We start from the raw sequence: 16,114 nt of genomic DNA, 5'->3' as shown, positions 1-16,114 counted from the left end.
GCCTAACTACCCTCTCGCCAGGCCCGCCACAGACGCGCGTACCGGCCGCCCAGAGCCACCAACTCGTCGTGAGTGCCCTGCTCCACCACACGCCCCGCGTCCAGCACGGCGATCCGGTCCGCGGCCATCGCCTGCGTGAGCCGGTGCGCCACGAACAGCGTCGTACGGCCCGCGCACGCGGCCAGCACGGCACGCTCCAGCTCCGCCGCGCCCTCGCTGCCCGCCTCCGCGGTCGACTCGTCGAGCACGACGACCGGCGCCCTGCCGAGGACGAGGCGGGCCAGCGCGATCTGCGCGATCTTCGTGACGTCCAGGCGCTCACCGCCTTCGCCGACCGTGGTGTGCAGGCCCTCCGGCAGCGCCTCGACCCAGTCGTAGGCGCCCACCGTGCGCAGCGCGTCCATGAGTTCGGCGTCGGTCGCCTCCGGTGCCGCGAGCCGCAGGTCGTCGGCGAGCGGTCCCGAGAAGACGTGCGTCTCCTGCGTCAGGATGCTCACCAGGGCCCGCGCCCCGGCCTCGTCGAGACCGCCCAGGTCGTGCGCGCCGATGCGCACCGAACCCGTCTGCGGAGTCCCGATGCCCGCGATCAGCGCGGCCAGCGTCGACTTGCCGGCACCCGTCGCGCCCACGAGCGCCAGCGAACCGCCGGCCGTGATCGTCAGGTCGACGTCCCTGAGCACCGGTTCGTCGGCGCCCGGATAGGTGAACGTCAGCCCCTGCACCGTCACTTGGTGCGGCACGGCGTCGGCCACGGCGACGGACGTGTCGCCCACCAGCCGCTCCTCGGCGGACTCCCCCAGCACCCCGACCAGACGGGTCAGGCTCGCGCCCGACTTCTGCGCCTCGTCGAAGGTGAACATGATGGCGCCGAGCGGGGTGAACAGGCGGTGGAACATCAGCGGGGCCGCCGACACCTCGCCGAGGCTGGCGGCGTCGGCCTCCAGCAGGGCGTATCCCACCACGAGGATGAGGACGAGCCCGATGAACTCGGCTCGGTTCTCGCGGCCCACGAACCGGCCGAAGAACCGGAACACGTCGATCCCGAGGTTGCGCACCCGCCAGGACTCCGCGGTGACCTTCTCCCGGACGTCGTCCTCCAGGCGGTACGCGCGGACTGTGTCGATGCCGTTGAGGCCGCTGATCAGCGCCTGGGCGCGGTCGGCCTGGGCCATCCGCTGCTTGCGGTAGAGCGGGGCGGAGCGCGGCAGGTACCAGCGCAGGGCCAGCGCGTACGCGGGAAGCGCGGCGGCGCCCGCGAGGCCGAGCCGCCAGTCCAGGCCGAACATGCCGACCGTGGCGATGAGGACCAGCACGCCCGCCGAGAACACGGTGGGGATGGCCGTGCGGATGCCCTTGGACAGCACGGCCACGTCGTCGCCGACCCGGGAGAGCACGTCTCCGCGGCCGACCTGCTCGATCCGCGCGCTCGGCATGCCGAGCACCGCGCGGACGGCGCCCTCCCGCAGCCGCGCGAGCAGGTCCGCGCCGAGGCGCCCGATCAGATACGTCGAGGCCGCGGTGGCCACCGCGCCGAGCAGCGCGGCGACGCCCATCAGGACGCCGATCGTGACGAGGACCGAGCGCCCCTCCCCCTCGACCACTCCGTCGACCACCCGGCCGAGGAGCAGCACGGGGAGCACTTGGAGCGCCGCCCCGGCCACCGTGGTGAACACGGTGGCCGTCGTCAGCCACGGGACTTCGCGGCAGTGGGCCGAGACCCACCGGGTGGCCTCGCGTCCGGACGCGGTGCGCAGCGTCGCGGGGGGTGTTGCGGTGGTGGGTGTTTCGGTGATGCTCACACGAAGACCAAGTCGAGCCGGGGACGGGGACGGGGCAAGGGGAACGTCATCGCTACTCGACCGACTTGACGAGCTCGTCGATCGCGTACGGGAGGGACAGGACGGTGCCCTGCGACATCGCGGCACCGACCGCCGGGCCCTCGCTGTCCAGGAGGTAGGACACGTTGCCCTTCTTCACGGCGTCCAGGTTGGCGAACAGCTTGAACTTCTTCAGCGCGGCGGTGTCGGCCTTGTCGTTGATGACGACGATGCGGTCGACGTCGACCAGGTCGGTGCGCTCGGGCGAGAGTTCGGTGGAGAACTTGCCGCCGGCGATCTTGTCGATCTTCGTCTGGTACGTGAAGCCCATGCCCGTCAGGAGCCGTCCGCGGACGTCCTTCGAGGTGAACGGGTTGATGGAGTCCTTGTACCAGGACAGGGCGACGGAGGTCTGGTCCGCGAACTTCGGGTGCGACTTCTTCGCCTCGGCGAGCTTGTCCTCGATGCCCTCGACGAGCTTCTTGCCCTCGTCCTCCTTGCCGAGCGCCTTGGCGATGTGCACCGCGTTGTCCTGCCAGGGGGCGCTGAAGAGCTCCTTCTCGCCCTTGGTGCGGCCCACCGTCGGGGCGATCTGCGAGAGCTTGTCGTAGGCGGCCTTGTCGATCTCGGAGTACACCGCGATGATCAGGTCCGGGCGCAGGGCGGCGATCTTCTCGTAGTTCGGGCCGGAGTCGCCGTTCTTCATGATGACGTCGGGCTTGGTGTCGCCCCACTTGTCCTTCACCCAAGGCCACTGGGTGTTGATGTCGGGGGACTTGCCCTCCGGGTTCGGGTACTGGTCGACCATGCCGACCGGCTTGGTGCCGAGGGCCAGGGCGGTCTGGTCGTCGGTGTAGCCGACGGTGACGACGCGCTTGGGGGCCTCGGTGACCTTCGTGGACCCGAACGCGTGCTCCACGGTGACCGGGAACGTACCGCCGGCGGCGGCCGCCGGGGCGTTGTCGTCCGCCTTGTCGTCCGAGTCGGAACCACAGCCAGCGAGGAGGCCGACACCGAGCGCCGTGGCGGTCAGTACGGCCGCCAGCCGCCGGGGCTTCGTGAGCGTCGTTCGGTGGAGGAGCATCCGCATTCCCTTGCTGTCGCGCTGACCGCTGCGCCCCGGACTCAGGGCAGCCAAACCTTATCCTGCAGAGATGAGGTTAGCCTAGCCTTACCGAACCGCTTCGCAGTGGGGTCAGTCGAGTTGGACGTGCGTACGGCCGATCGGCACGATCAGCGGGCGGTCGCCCACCGGGTCGTCGACGACCCGGGCGCGCAGCCCGAACGCCTCCTGCAGCAGCTCCGCCGTGATCACGTCGCGCGGGTGCCCCTGCGCAAGGATCGCACCCGCCTTCATCACGACGAGGTGGTCGCTGTACCGCGTGGCCAGATTGAGATCGTGCAGCACCATGACCACGGTGCGCCCCGACTCGTGCAGATCGTCGACCAGGTCGAGTACGTCGATCGCGTGCGCCAGGTCCAGGTACGTGGTGGGCTCGTCGAGGAGCAGCAGGTCGGTGCCCTGCGCCAGGGTCATGGAGATCCAGACGCGCTGGCGCTGACCGCCGGAGAGCGAGTCGACGGGGCGGTCGGCCAGGTCGGAGACGCCGGTCATGGCCAGCGCGCGCTCCACGACACCGGCGTCGTCCGACGACCACTGACGCAGCCAACTCTGGTGCGGGTGACGGCCCCTGGCGACCAGATCGGCCACCGTGAGGCCCTCCGGCGCGACCGGCGTCTGCGGCAGCAGCCCCAGCTTCTTCGCCACGTCACGGGTCTTGAGCTTGACGATGTCCTGGCCGTCCAGCACGACCGAGCCGCTGACCGGTTTCAGCAGCCGCGTCAGGGTGCGCAACAGGGTCGATTTGCCGCACCCGTTGGGGCCGATGATCGTCGTGATCACTCCGGGCGGGATGGACACGTCGAGATCGTCGATGACGGTACGGCTGCCGTATCCGACCGAGACGCCCCTGGCGGCGAGCCGCGCGGTGTCCTGGACCGCCGGCTCGATCTCGGTGATGTACTGAGCGACCACAAGCCCCCCTAATATTAGGTTTGCCTCACCTTTGTACCAGCTAATCGAGCCGAGCCCGCTATTTGAGGTTCGCCCGCACCAACAGGTAGACGAGGAAGGGGCCGCCGATCGCGGCGGTGACCACGCCGACGGGGAGATTGTTCGGCAGCACCGCACGCGCGGTGAGGTCGGCGCCGATCAGGAGCAGCGCCCCGAACAGACCGGACGCGATCAGCGGCGGCGTCGGACGGCGCGTCAGACGCATCGCCACCTGCGGCGCCACCAGCGCCACGAACGGAACGGGTCCCGCCGAGCTCACGGCCACGGCCGCCAGCAGTACCGCGCACAGCAGCAGCACCGCACGCACCCGCCCGAAGCGGACACCGAGCCCCGCCGCGATGTCGTCGCCGAGGTGCAGCGGCTTGAACTGGAAGGCTGCCGCGGCCACGACGACAAGCAGGCCGAGCGAGCACCAGAGCGCCACCCACACCTGGTCCCACGACCGGTTCTCCAGCGAACCGACCAGCCACGCCTGGGCGCGCGCCACATCCCTGATGTCGGCGGAGACGAGGAGCCAGGTCGTGATCGCCTGCGTCACGGCGCTCACCGAGATGCCGATGAGGATCAGCCGGAAGCCGTCGACCCCGCGCCGCCACGCCAGGAAGTACACGAGCAGGCCCGTGAACAGGCCACCGGCGAGGGCCGCGGCGGAGAGCCCGATCGAGTCGATGACCGCCGCCGCGGTCCCGCCCGACACCGTCACCGAGAACACGGCGACCGCGCTGGCGCCGCCGGTGATGCCGAGGATGTCGGGGCTGGCCAGCGGGTTGCGCGCGACCGACTGCGTGATCGCGCCGGAGACGCCGAGCGCGATGCCCACGACGAGCCCCGCCAGGGCGCGCGGCATCCGCAGATCCATGATGACGAACTCGTCGACCTGCTCGCCGCGGCCGACGAGCGTGGCCAGCACGCGGGAGAGGCCGATGGGGAAGTCGCCGATGCTGATGGACAGGCAGAACACCAGGAAGGTCGCCGCCGCGAGGACCAGCGTGACGAGGACGAGCCAGGGCCGCCAGACGAACGACAGGGGTCCGAGCCGGACGCCCGGCGTCAGTGCGGGCTTCACATCTGTCTCGCTCATGCGTTCTTGAACTTTCCTCGCCAGACCAGGACCGCGAAGAACGGCGCCCCGAGCAGGGCCACGACGACCCCGGCCTCCAACTCGCCGGGCCGCACCACCAGTCGGCCCACGATGTCGCAGACCAGCAGGACGACCGCGCCGAGCAGTCCCGCGTACGGCACCAGCCAACGGTAGTCCGGTCCTGTGAGGTAGCGGGCCACGTGCGCCACCATCAGGCCGAGGAACGCGATGGGGCCGCAGGCCGCCGTCGCCGCACCCGCGAGCAGGGTGATGGCGAGGATGCCGACGGTCCGGCTGACCGCGATGTTCACGCCGAGCCCCCGCGCCACGTCCTCGCCCAGGTTGAGCAGGTTGAGGGCGGGCAGCGTGGTCAGGGCGAGGACCAGGCCGACGGCGATGAACGCGGTCACCGGCCAGATCACGTCGAAGTCGACACCGGCCACGGAGCCCGCGTTCCAGAACCGCAGCGCGTTCAGGGACTGTGTGTCCGAGAGGGAGACGGCCGTGGTCATCGCGGCGAGGAACACCGTGATGCCCTGCCCGGCGAGGGCCAGGGTCAGGGGATTCCCGGCTCCCCGCCCGATGCTCGCGAGGCCGAACACGACGACACCGGAGACGGCCGCTCCGAGAAAGCCGAACCACACGTACTGGAACGGGTTGGAGAACCCGAACAGAGCGACCACCGTCACCACAGCGAACGACGCGCCCGCGTTCACGCCCAACAGGCCCGTGTCCGCGATGGGGTTGCGGGTGTACCCCTGGATCAGCGCGCCGCCGACACCGAGCGCGACGCCCGCCACCACGGCGAGCACCGTCCGCGGCACGCGGACGGTCTGCACGATGAGCCGGATCTCGGTCAGCCGCTGGTCGGACTCCGGCCCGGCGAACAGCCCGTGCCACACCTCGGCCGGGGTCAGCGCCCGCGCCCCGACGGCCAGCGACGCCGCCGCCGCGATCACCAGGACCGCGGCGAGGACGCCCAGGCCCACGACCCGCCGCCGACGGGACTCCGTTGCGTCCCTCGGCGCGGGTCGCTCCACTGCAGTCGTGCTCATGTCGACGTACGTTATCCCTTTGATCCGTTGTCCCTTTGATCGGATCGTGCCGTACGGCGGGCGGGGCCTGCGTCGTGGCTCGTGCGCCCGCGCTCTAGCGCGCGGCGCTGCCCGTCTCGCCGGCGACCGGGCGGGCCTCGGCGGACGCGGCGCTCCGCTCGCGCACCGAGTCGAGGATCTCACCGACCCGGATCGCGATGTTGGACAGCAGCGACGACGTGATGCCGTGCGTGTGCTCCGTACCGCCCTGGAGGTAGATGCCGCACCGCAGGTCGGCGTCGGTCGCCACGCGGTAGTCACGCTCGACGCGGACGCGGCCCTCGTCGTCACGGAGGCAGCGGTCGGCGACCTCGCCGAGGAGGCCGATGGGGTCGGCGGGGCTGTAGCCGGTGGCGAAGACCACGACGTCGGCGTCGACGGGGTTCTCCTCGCCGGTGACGAGGGACTTCACGGTGGCGCGGACGCCGTCCGGGGTCTCCTTGACGCCGGTGAGGCGCGAGACGTTGAGGAAGCGGAGGCGCTCGGTGCCGAGGACCTTCTCCCGGTACGACTCCCGGTACAGGTCGTCGATCAGGTCGATGTCCACCACGGAGTAGTTGGTGTTGCCGTGATAGTCCATCAGGCGGCGCTTGACGCCCTCGGGGGCCTCGAAGTACTCGTCGACGGCGTCCGGGTCGAAGATCCGGTTGGCGAAGGAGCTGTCGTCCGCGGGGCTGTAGCCGTAGCGCGAGAAGACGGCGCATATCTCGGCCTCGGGGAAGCGGCGGTGCAGGTAGGCGACGTTCTCGGCGGCGCTCTGGCCCGCGCCCACGACGACGAAGCGGGAGGGCGAAGTGCCTTCCAGGCCGTCGACCTTGGCGAGCAGGTCGGAGTTGTGCCAGACGCGGTCGCCGCGCTCCACGCCCTCCGGCATGAGGGGGCGCAGGCCGGTGCCGATGACGAGGTTGCGGGCGCGGTGGACCGCGAGGCCCTCCGCCGACCGGACGGTGACGTCCAGGTACTCGACCGCTCCGTCCCGCACGAACGGCGTGACCCCGACGACCTCGTGGCCGTAGGAGACCTGGTCGTCGACCTTGGCCGCGGCCCACTCCAGGTAGTCGTGGAACTCGACGCGCAGCGGGAACAGGTTCTTGTGGTTGATGAAGTCGGTCAGGCGGCCCTTGCTCTTCAGGTAGCAGAGGAAGCTGAACTCGCTGGTGGGGTTCCGCTGTGTCACCAGGTCCTTGAGGAAGGACACCTGCATGGTCGCGTCGTCGATCAGCATGCCGCGGTGCCAGCCGAAGCTCGGCTGCTGCTCGAAGAAGTGAGCGGTGACCGTCTCCTCCCTGCCGACGCTCGCGTTGTGCTCGCTGAGCGCGATCGCCATCGCCACGTTGGACGGGCCGAAGCCGATGCCAATGAGGTCGTGGACCAGTGGTGCGTCGTCGCCAGGAAGAACCTGTGACATGTCACTCCCATCGTGCGGGGAAGCCGCCTGTCAGGCGTGGGGGAAGGTACAAAAAGTGGGCACGTCGACGGGCGACCCACTCGAACTTAGGTGAGCCTAAGCTAATACGTGACAGCTGTCGACCGGGCAAAACAGACATGGGGGCATACCGGACGGGCAGTCACGCCCTCAACTGGGGCACGGAGCACTCGCGTTGTTACGGTGCCGAGTGGACGCATTGCACAGTAAGGTAAGCCTTGCTTTACTTAGCGTCAGTCATTCCCTGCCCTGAGGAGGAACCCCCATGCGGGTCGTCATGTTCGGTTACCAGACCTGGGGGCACCGCACCCTGCAAGCCCTCCTGGACTCCGAGCACGACGTGGTGCTGGTGGTGACTCACCCCAAGAGCGAGCACGCGTACGAGAAGATCTGGAGCGACTCGGTCGCCGACCTCGCCGAGGAGCACGGCGTCCCGGTCCTGATCCGCAACCGCCCTGACGACGAAGAGCTGTTCGAGCGCCTCAAGGAGGCGGACGCGGACATCATCGTGGCCAACAACTGGCGCACCTGGATCCCGCCGCGCATCTTCGGCCTCCCGCGCTACGGCACGCTGAACGTCCACGACTCGCTGCTGCCGAAGTACGCCGGCTTCTCGCCGATCATCTGGGCGATGATCAACGGCGAGTCCGAAGTGGGCGTCACCGCGCACATGATGGACGACGAGCTCGACGCCGGCGACATCGTCCGGCAGGAGGCGGTCGCGGTCGGCCCGAAGGACACCGCCACCGACCTCTTCCACAAGACCGTCGACCTCATCGCCCCGGTCACCATCGGCGCACTCGACCTCATCGCCGGCGGGCAGACGGAGTTCACCAAGCAGGACCGCTCCCAGGCGAGCTTCTTCCACAAGCGGTCCGCCGAGGACATCCGCATCGACTGGACCTGGCCCGCCGAGGACCTGGAGCGCCTGGTGCGCGCCCAGTCCGCGCCGTACCCGAGCGCCTACGCCTTCCACAAGGGCAAGCGCCTGGAGATCGTCTCCGCGGTCGTGTCCGAGAACCGCTACGGCGGCACGCCGGGCCGCATCTTCTACCGCGAGGGCGAGGGCGTGGTGATCGTCGCCGGAGCCGACGCGCGCTTCGGCCGCAACCACGGCCTGGCCATCACGCACGTACGGACCGAGGACGGCCGCGAGCTGCCCGCGACGGAGTACTTCACCTCCATGGGCGGATACCTGACGAGCCGTCCGTGAGCCATGGCTCCGCAGTTTCGGAGCCTCCCCCCGGCTGAGCCTCCCCTCCCTCCGGGGGAGGCTCAGCCCGCCGCCGCCAGCACCAGGGGCAGCACCTCCCTGCCGCCCGCCCTGCGCAGGAGACGCGCGGCGACGGCGAGGGTCCAGCCCGAGTCGGTGTAGTCGTCGACGAGCAGGACAGGACCCGGTGAGGCGGCGAGCGCGGCGGCCAGCTCCTCCGGGACGGCGAAGGCGTCCGACAACGCCCGCAGCCGCTGGGCGGAGTTGCTGCGGCGCGCCGCGTGCGCGCCGTCAGGACCCTCGTACGCCAGCGTCCCCAGGAAGGGCAGGCGACCGACGCTCGCGATCCCCTGCGCGAGCGAGCCGACGAGCTGCGGCCTGGAGAGCGACGGCACGGCCACGACGCCCACCGGCCGGGCCGCCGCGTCCGCGCCGCCGGTCGCCCATCCCCCGGGCGAACGTGCCCAGTCGGCGAGGACCGCGACCGCCGCCTTCAGTACATCGTCGGGGACAGGCCCGTCCGGCGCGTTCTCGGCCAGCAGCGGACGCAGCCGGTTGCCCCACCCGATGTCCGAGAGACGGCCGAGCGCCCGACCGGTGGAGCACTGCTCCTTGGCCGGAATACGCCCCTTGAGCTCGACACCCAGCGCCGCCATGCCCGTCGGCCACATCCTGCGCGGCTCGACCTCGACGCCGGGCCGGTCCAGCTCCTTCGTGGCGCCCGACAGCGCGTCCTCGGAGACGGACGCGTCGGTCCAGGCACCCGCGCAGTTGTCGCACCGCCCGCACGGAGCCGCACCCTCGTCGTCCAGCTGCCGGCGCAGGAACTCCATGCGGCACAGGTCCGTGCTCACGTAGTCCCGCATCGCCTGCTGCTCGGCCTGTCGCTGCCTGGCCACCCACGCGTACCGCTCGGCGTCGTACACCCACGGCTCGCCCGTGGAGATCCAGCCGCCCTTGACCCGCTTGACCGCGCCGTCCACGTCGAGGACCTTCAGCATCGTCTCCAGCCGGGTGCGGCGGAGCTCCACCACGGCCTCCAGGGCGGGCACGGAGAGCGGCCGCCCCGCGTCGGCGAGCGCGGAGAGGGTCTGGCGGACCTGCGCCTCGGGCGGGAACGCCGTATCGGCGAAGTAGCGCCAGATGGCCTCGTCCTCCTTGCCCGGCAGCAGCAGCACGTCGGCGTGCTCGACGCCTCGCCCCGCGCGGCCCACCTGCTGGTAGTACGCGATCGGCGAGGACGGCGAGCCGAGGTGCACCACGAAACCCAGGTCCGGTTTGTCGAAGCCCATGCCCAGCGCCGAGGTGGCGACCAGCGCCTTGACCCGGTTCTCCTGGAGGTCGGTCTCGGCCTGCAGCCGGTCGGCGTTCTCCGTACGCCCCGTGTACGACGCCACCTTGAAGCCGCGCTGCCGCAGGAACGCGGTGGCCTCCTCGGCGGCGGCGACGGTCAGGGCGTAGATGATCCCGGAGCCCTGCAGTTCGTCGAGGTGCTCGGCGAGCCAGGCCAGCCGGTGGGCGGCATCGGGCAGTTGCACGACGCCGAGGCGCAGGCTCTCGCGCTCCAGCGCGCCGCGCAGCACCAGCGCCTCGCCCGCACCGGTGCCGAGCTGTTCGGCCACGTCCGCCGTCACGCGCGCGTTGGCCGTCGCGGTCGTGGCGAGCACGGGCACGCCGGCCGAGAGCTCGGCCAGCATCGCCCGCAGCCTGCGGTAGTCGGGCCGGAAGTCGTGGCCCCAGTCGGAGATGCAGTGCGCCTCGTCCACCACCAGCAGACCGGTGGTGGCCGCGAGCTTGGGCAGCACCTGGTCGCGGAAGTCCACCGAGTTGAGACGCTCCGGGCTGACGAGGAGGACGTCGGTCTCGCCGCGCTCCACCTCGCCGTAGATCGTGTCCCACTCCTCGGGGTTGGCCGAGTTGATGGTGCGCGCCTGGATACCGGCGCGCGCCGCGGACTCGACCTGGTTGCGCATGAGGGCGAGGAGCGGGGAGATGATCACGGTCGGGCCCGCGCCGCGGCGGCGCAGCAGGGCCGTCGCCACGAAGTACACCGCCGACTTGCCCCAGCCGGTGCGCTGCACCACCAGGGCGCGCCGCCGCTCCTGCACCAGCGCGGCGACCGCCTGCCACTGGTCCTCGCGCAGCCGGGCCGACCCCCCGGGGTCGCCGACGAGCTCGGCGAGGATGGCGTCGGCTTCGGTGCGGAGCTCCAGGGTGTCCATGGCTCCATGCAACCCGATGCCACTGACAATCGCCGAATCCGCCACGGCCCCACGGGTCCCGGAAGGCTCGAAGGACCCGAAGGACCCCAAGGACCCGGAGGACCCGGAGGAGTCACAGGGCTCGGAGGACTCGGAGGACTCGGACGCGGATGATCTGGGCAGGGATATAAGCAACGCACCGTCCGATACCGGCATCCCGTGCCGATTTGTTCATTGCCCCCGGCGATCGCGGCGGGAACAATTGGAAGCGCTCCCGTGCGCCCCGTGGTCCCCAGGGCCGTGCCGCGGTGCGCTCCCCCAGCCCGACCCCGCCCGCGTACGGGCGCGTAGCCGAAGGGAGGACCGTGACCTTCGGATTCGCCTCGTCCGGCGCGGCATCCACGCCGGGCTCACCCGTGTCGGCGTCGACCTCGACCTCGGCTTCGGCCGAGTTCTCCCCCGACTCCGCCGACTCCGCCCACCGACTGGCGCGGATGCTGGAACCCGCCGAGTGGTCGGCGGCGGGCATTCCGTTGCTGCGCAACCCGCGAGACGTCGTCAGCGGTCTGCACGCGCGCCATCTGCCGACGCCGACGACGGCCGTCGTGGCGGTCCTCGACCCCGACGAACGGCTGCGCGCGAGCGCCTCGTTCAGTCGGCGCGCGACGGTGACGGACGGCTGGGTCTTCCGCAACGCGCTGCTCGCGCAGTTGCGCCGGGTCATCCCGCACGACCTGCGCCGCCGCACTCCGGTACGCACCGCGGTACTGCTCTACTGCCGTGAAGGGGACGCCCGTTGGACCCAGGAGGACGGTGCCTGGATGTGGGGCCTGCGCGATGCCTGCACGCTGCACGGGCTGCGCTGCGGCGCGTACATCACGCTGACGTCCGACGGCTGGCAGGTGCTGGGCGAGGGGCGCGGCGGCCGACAGCCGAGCATCGGCTCGCGGCCCGAGCCCTTCACCGGAACCGATCCGCCGGCGATACGCACCGGAGGGGCTGCCTCCGATGTCCTGCGCCGCGCGGCGGCACGCTGACGTACGGCACGTCGGGTGTACGTCGGCCCACATCAGCGCACGTCGGCCACGTCACCGTGCTCCCGCGCGGTCGGCGCCCGACGGCACCACCGCACGGTCAACCACGACTCCACGCCTGCCACGACCCCATGTCGGCCATGACTTCGGCCGACGGAGGTCGTCTCAGGCGGCCGCGCCCAGCATCGAGTTGATCCGCTGCGGGTCGCCGCAGACGATCAGCAGGGTGCCGGCTCGGGTGAGGGCCGTCGGCAGGGCCGCGACCGCGGTCTCCTCGCTGCCGCCGTTGAGGGCGACGACGACCACGGGCCGGGACGCGGCACGATCCAGGGCGGCGGCGTCGGCGTAGAAGACGTCGTCGCCCGCGTCGTGCTGGGCCCAGTAGGAGGCCTCACCGAAGGACAGCTCGTGCGCGGCCCACGGGTGCGGGTCACCGGTGCTGATCACCAGGACCTCGCCGGGGGCACGCCCGGAGTCGAGAAGAAGGTCGACCGCTTCCTCGGCCGCGTCCAGCGCACCCTCGGCCGAAGCCGGGATCAGCTGGATCTGCGGCACAGGCGCCGGGGCGTCGGAGGCGGTGGGACCGGGGGCAGCCGGGGCGGCGGGCCCGGGCTTGGCTGCCGCGTCACGCGGCGTGCGCTGCGCGGGCGGCATCGGCCGGGCAGGACCCGGACGGCCGGGGCGCGGCGGGGCCGCGGGACGCGGTCCGGGTACGGGGCGGGGGGTCGGCGCGGTACGGCCGCTGGCCGTCGTGGCGCGGGGACCCTGGGCACTCTCGTGAATCTGAGGCTCCTCGGGAATGAGAGGCATGAAGTGTTGTCTATCAAACGCCGATGCGACGCGCGTCGGCGGGTGGCACATGAGTGCGACGGGAAGGCCCGGAAAAGCGTCAGAACTCAAAGCCGAGCTGACCCTCGATTTCCGGAACATTTCCGTCCGCCCAGCTGCGGGCCTTCTTGAGGTGCCGCCACTGGGGCAACGCATCAAGATACGCCCACGTGAGCCGGTGGTACGGGGTGGGCCCCCGCTCCGCCAGCGCGGCCTTGTGCACCGGCGACGGATAGCCGGCGTTGGCCGCAAAACCGAAGTCTGCATGTTCGATGCCCAGTTCGGCCATCATTTTGTCGCGCTGAACTTTCGCGATCACCGAAGCCGCGGCGACGGCCACACAGGACTGGTCGCCCTTGATCACCGTACGAACCCGCCAGGGAGTGCCGAGATAGTCGTGCTTCCCGTCGAGGATGACCGCGTCCGGGCGGACCGGCAGCCCCTCCAGAGCACGCACCGCGGCGAGCCGCAGCGCGGCCGTCATCCCCATGTCGTCGATCTCCTCGTGCGAGGCATGACCGAGGGCGTGCGCCGTGACCCAGCCCGTCAGCTCCTCGGCGAGCGCGGTACGCCGCTTGGGAGTGATCAGCTTGGAGTCGGTGAGCCCTTCCGGCGGCCTGCGCAGGCCCGTGACCGCCGCACAGACGGTGACCGGCCCCGCCCACGCGCCGCGCCCGACCTCGTCGACACCGGCGACGATCTTCGCTCCGGTGGTGGCGCGCAAGGAGCGCTCGACGGTGTGGGTGGGTGGTTCGTACGGCATGGCGGCAATAGCCTACGCCGCCGGGGCCCGCCCGCGACACCCAGCCCCGCCCTCGGACGGCCGGCCCCTCAGAGGCGCAGCATCGGAACCATCACCCGGTCGATCAAGGCCTCGAATTCCTCGTCGCTCCATTCGCTCCCGCACACCTTCGAGCGATACATGAACATCGCCGGAATGACATCGCAGACATACGCGTCCACTCCCCCGGAGCGCACCTCTCCGCGCTCGATTCCCCGGCGTATGACCTCCTTGATCAACTGGACACTCGGCTCGATGACGCCTTGGAAGATCACTTCATGGAAACGTTCGGCCGTCGCCGTATCGCATTCGTGAAGCACCGCACGCAGGGCGAAACCGGTGCGCGAGAACATCGTGACCCGCATCTCCTTGCACAGCTGCAACAGGTCCTCGCGGACGCTGCCGCGGTCCGGCGGACTGTCGAGCCGAGGCAGCCCGGCCCGCAGCGCGTCGACGACGAGATCCTCCTTGGACGGCCACCGCCGGTACACCGCGGCCTTGCCCGTCTGCGCCCCCGCGGCCACGCCCTCCATCGTCAGCCCGCTCCAGCCGACCGTGCTGAGCTGCTCCAGGGCGGCATCGAGGATCGCCCGTTCCAGGACGGGCCCCCGGCGGCGCGCCGACGCCGTCCGTGCGGGAACCGCGGACCAACGGGAAGTAGCCATCAATTTCTCTCCATAGAGGACACAAGGGAGGCAGAGAACAGAAGAAGGATCAGTGAACGGTTGCGTTCACTCAAGAGGTGTCACTACCGTCGTGATTGACAGTGAACGGAACCGTTCACTAAGGAACTTGTGGGGGATCATGTCGACCACCTCTCAGCTGACGAAGAATCAAAAGCCCGGAACCGCCCGCCGAGAGGGGCACCCCGGCTTAGCTCTCACCGTCATCGCGGCCTGCCAACTCATGGTGGTACTGGACGCCACGATTGTGAATATCGCGCTCCCCCACATCCAGGGAGCCCTCAACTTCTCGACGACCGACCTCACTTGGGTCGTCAGCGCGTACACCCTCACCTTCGGCGGGCTGCTGCTCCTCGGCGGTCGCGCCGGTGACATCCTGGGACGCCGCCGCGTCTTCATGGCCGGCATCCTCCTCTTCACGTTCGCCTCGCTCCTCGGCGGATTCGCCCAGGAGCCCTGGCAGTTGCTCGCCGCCCGCGCCCTGCAGGGCGTCGGAGGCGCCATCGCCTCGCCCACCTCGCTGGCGCTGATCACGACGACCTTCCCCGAAGGCCCCGAGCGGAACCGCGCCTTCGGCGTCTTCGCCGCCGTCTCCGCGGGTGGCGGCGCCATCGGCCTCCTGGCGGGCGGCATGCTCACCGAGTGGCTGAACTGGCGCTGGGTCCTGTTCGTGAACGTGCCCATCGGCATCCTGATCGCCGTCCTCACCCCGCTCTACATCAATGAGTCCGAACGCCACCCCGGCCGCTTCGACATCCTCGGCGCCCTGACATCGACGCTCGGCATGGCCTCCCTGGTCTACGGGTTCATCCGCGCCTCCGAAGAGGGCTGGCGCGACAGCATCACCGTGGGTTCGTTCGCCGCCGCGGTCGTCCTGCTCGTGGCCTTCGTGTTCGTCGAGAAGCGGGCGAAGGAGCCGATCACACCCCTCCGCATGTTCGCCGACCGCAACCGCTCCGGCACCTATGTGATCATGCTCAGCCTGGCCGCCGCGATGTTCGGCATGTTCTTCTTCATCGTCCTCTTCGTCCAGAACATCCTGAACTACACCCCGATCGAGGCCGGCCTCGCCTTCCTCCCGGTCACGGTGGTCATCGCGATCGGCGCGGCCCTGTCGCAGAAGTTCCTCCCCGTCCTCGGTCCCAAGCCGTTCATGGTGACCGGCTCGGCCATCGTCGCCGTCGGCCTCGGCTGGCAGGCCCTGATCGGCCCCGACAGCTCGTACGTCGGCGGCGTACTCGGCCCGATGCTCCTCTTCGGCTTCGGCATGGGCCTGAACTTCGTGACCCTGACCCTGACCGCCGTCTCCGGAGTGGCCCTGCACGAGGCGGGCGCGGCATCCGGCCTCCTCAACGCCACCCAGCAGGTCGGCGGCTCGCTCGGCCTCTCCATCCTCACCACGGTCTTCGGGACGGCGAGCCGCAACGAGGCCAAGGACCAAGTGGCCGACTTCATGGCCACCGCCTCCCCGGAGCAGAAGGCCGAGTTCGCCAAGACCCACGAGCTCCCGGCTCCCTGGAGCCACGAGATCCTGGCCGAGGGCATCTCCACCGCCTTCATCCCGGCCGCCGCGATGGCCGTCCTGGCCCTGATCACCGCGGCACTGGTGATCCGCGTCCGCAAGAGCGACCTCGACGCCCTCGCCGGCACGGCCAGCGCGGCGGGCCCGGCAGCCGGCTGACGAACAACCACCCGCGAGACCGCGGGAACGGGTGCCGACAGAACGGGTGCCGACAGACGTGGCGACCTCAACCACCACGCCGGTCGGCACCTGCGGCGCGTGGAGCAGAGCCCGCACGCAGCGGGGCGCGGGGCCGGTGCCGGTGCCGGTGCACACGGGGCGGACCACGGTGTGGCCATGAGCCATGGCTCTGAGGCATGG

Annotated in this window: 13 protein-coding genes; 3 read left to right on the top strand and 10 right to left on the bottom strand. The window is 70.6% G+C overall.

Annotation, left to right across the window (positions count from 1 at the left end):
- Positions 1-2 precede the first annotated feature (2 nt).
- The 6 genes from DEJ49_RS27550 to DEJ49_RS27525 form a co-directional block, all read right to left on the bottom strand.
- The gene (locus DEJ49_RS27550) at positions 3-1,799 is read right to left on the bottom strand and encodes an ABC transporter ATP-binding protein (protein ID WP_150186599.1); all 1,797 of its coding nucleotides are present in this window, start codon (positions 1,797-1,799) and stop codon (positions 3-5) included.
- A gap of 52 nt (positions 1,800-1,851) precedes the next feature.
- On the bottom strand, positions 1,852-2,901 hold the full coding sequence (locus tag DEJ49_RS27545; protein ID WP_150186598.1) for an iron-siderophore ABC transporter substrate-binding protein: 1,050 nt from the start codon (positions 2,899-2,901) through the stop codon (positions 1,852-1,854).
- A 111-nt stretch (positions 2,902-3,012) separates the two neighbouring features.
- Complete coding sequence (locus tag DEJ49_RS27540; protein WP_150186597.1) at positions 3,013-3,852, bottom strand: ABC transporter ATP-binding protein; 840 nt, start codon at positions 3,850-3,852, stop codon at positions 3,013-3,015.
- Positions 3,853-3,910: 58 nt separating this feature from the next.
- Positions 3,911-4,972, bottom strand: coding sequence for a FecCD family ABC transporter permease (locus DEJ49_RS27535; protein WP_150186596.1), 1,062 nt, complete (start codon positions 4,970-4,972; stop codon positions 3,911-3,913).
- The gene (locus DEJ49_RS27530) at positions 4,969-6,027 is read right to left on the bottom strand and encodes a FecCD family ABC transporter permease (RefSeq protein ID WP_150186595.1); all 1,059 of its coding nucleotides are present in this window, start codon (positions 6,025-6,027) and stop codon (positions 4,969-4,971) included. The genes DEJ49_RS27535 and DEJ49_RS27530 overlap by 4 nt, the downstream gene beginning before the upstream one ends.
- A gap of 94 nt (positions 6,028-6,121) precedes the next feature.
- Positions 6,122-7,474 (bottom strand): lysine N(6)-hydroxylase/L-ornithine N(5)-oxygenase family protein, encoded by a 1,353-nt coding sequence (locus tag DEJ49_RS27525; RefSeq protein ID WP_150186594.1) that lies wholly within the window; start codon positions 7,472-7,474, stop codon positions 6,122-6,124.
- Positions 7,475-7,757: 283 nt separating this feature from the next.
- Here DEJ49_RS27525 and DEJ49_RS27520 point away from each other — a divergent pair, with 283 nt between their 5' ends.
- On the top strand, positions 7,758-8,705 hold the full coding sequence (locus DEJ49_RS27520; RefSeq protein ID WP_150186593.1) for a methionyl-tRNA formyltransferase: 948 nt from the start codon (positions 7,758-7,760) through the stop codon (positions 8,703-8,705).
- A gap of 62 nt (positions 8,706-8,767) precedes the next feature.
- Here DEJ49_RS27520 and DEJ49_RS27515 read toward each other — a convergent pair whose 3' ends face one another.
- Positions 8,768-10,927, bottom strand: coding sequence for a RecQ family ATP-dependent DNA helicase (locus DEJ49_RS27515; RefSeq protein ID WP_150186592.1), 2,160 nt, complete (start codon positions 10,925-10,927; stop codon positions 8,768-8,770).
- A 344-nt stretch (positions 10,928-11,271) separates the two neighbouring features.
- On the opposite strand from DEJ49_RS27515, the gene DEJ49_RS27510 reads away from it, so the two are divergent.
- Positions 11,272-11,943: a hypothetical protein gene (locus DEJ49_RS27510; protein WP_150186591.1), complete on the top strand. Its 672-nt coding sequence runs from the start codon at positions 11,272-11,274 to the stop codon at positions 11,941-11,943.
- Between the two features lie 162 nt (positions 11,944-12,105).
- Here the strand turns inward: DEJ49_RS27510 and DEJ49_RS27505 are convergent, their stop codons facing one another.
- The 3 genes from DEJ49_RS27505 to DEJ49_RS27495 form a co-directional block, all read right to left on the bottom strand.
- A complete protein-coding gene (locus tag DEJ49_RS27505; RefSeq protein WP_150186590.1) occupies positions 12,106-12,750 on the bottom strand; it encodes a hypothetical protein in 645 nt (214 codons plus the stop codon).
- Between the two features lie 79 nt (positions 12,751-12,829).
- Positions 12,830-13,531, bottom strand: a complete 702-nt coding sequence (locus DEJ49_RS27500; protein ID WP_150186589.1) for a ribonuclease HII — start codon at positions 13,529-13,531, stop codon at positions 12,830-12,832.
- A gap of 68 nt (positions 13,532-13,599) precedes the next feature.
- On the bottom strand, positions 13,600-14,214 hold the full coding sequence (locus tag DEJ49_RS27495; protein WP_150186588.1) for a TetR/AcrR family transcriptional regulator: 615 nt from the start codon (positions 14,212-14,214) through the stop codon (positions 13,600-13,602).
- A 139-nt stretch (positions 14,215-14,353) separates the two neighbouring features.
- On the opposite strand from DEJ49_RS27495, the gene DEJ49_RS27490 reads away from it, so the two are divergent.
- Entirely contained in the window at positions 14,354-15,913 is a 1,560-nt protein-coding gene (locus tag DEJ49_RS27490) for an MFS transporter (protein WP_150186587.1), read from the top strand.
- Positions 15,914-16,114 lie beyond the last annotated feature (201 nt).

Origin of the sequence: Streptomyces venezuelae (genome assembly GCF_008642335.1) — a bacterium.
Classification (GTDB): Bacteria; Actinomycetota; Actinomycetes; order Streptomycetales; family Streptomycetaceae; genus Streptomyces; species Streptomyces venezuelae_F.
This window is presented reverse-complemented; position numbering and strand designations above follow the sequence as displayed.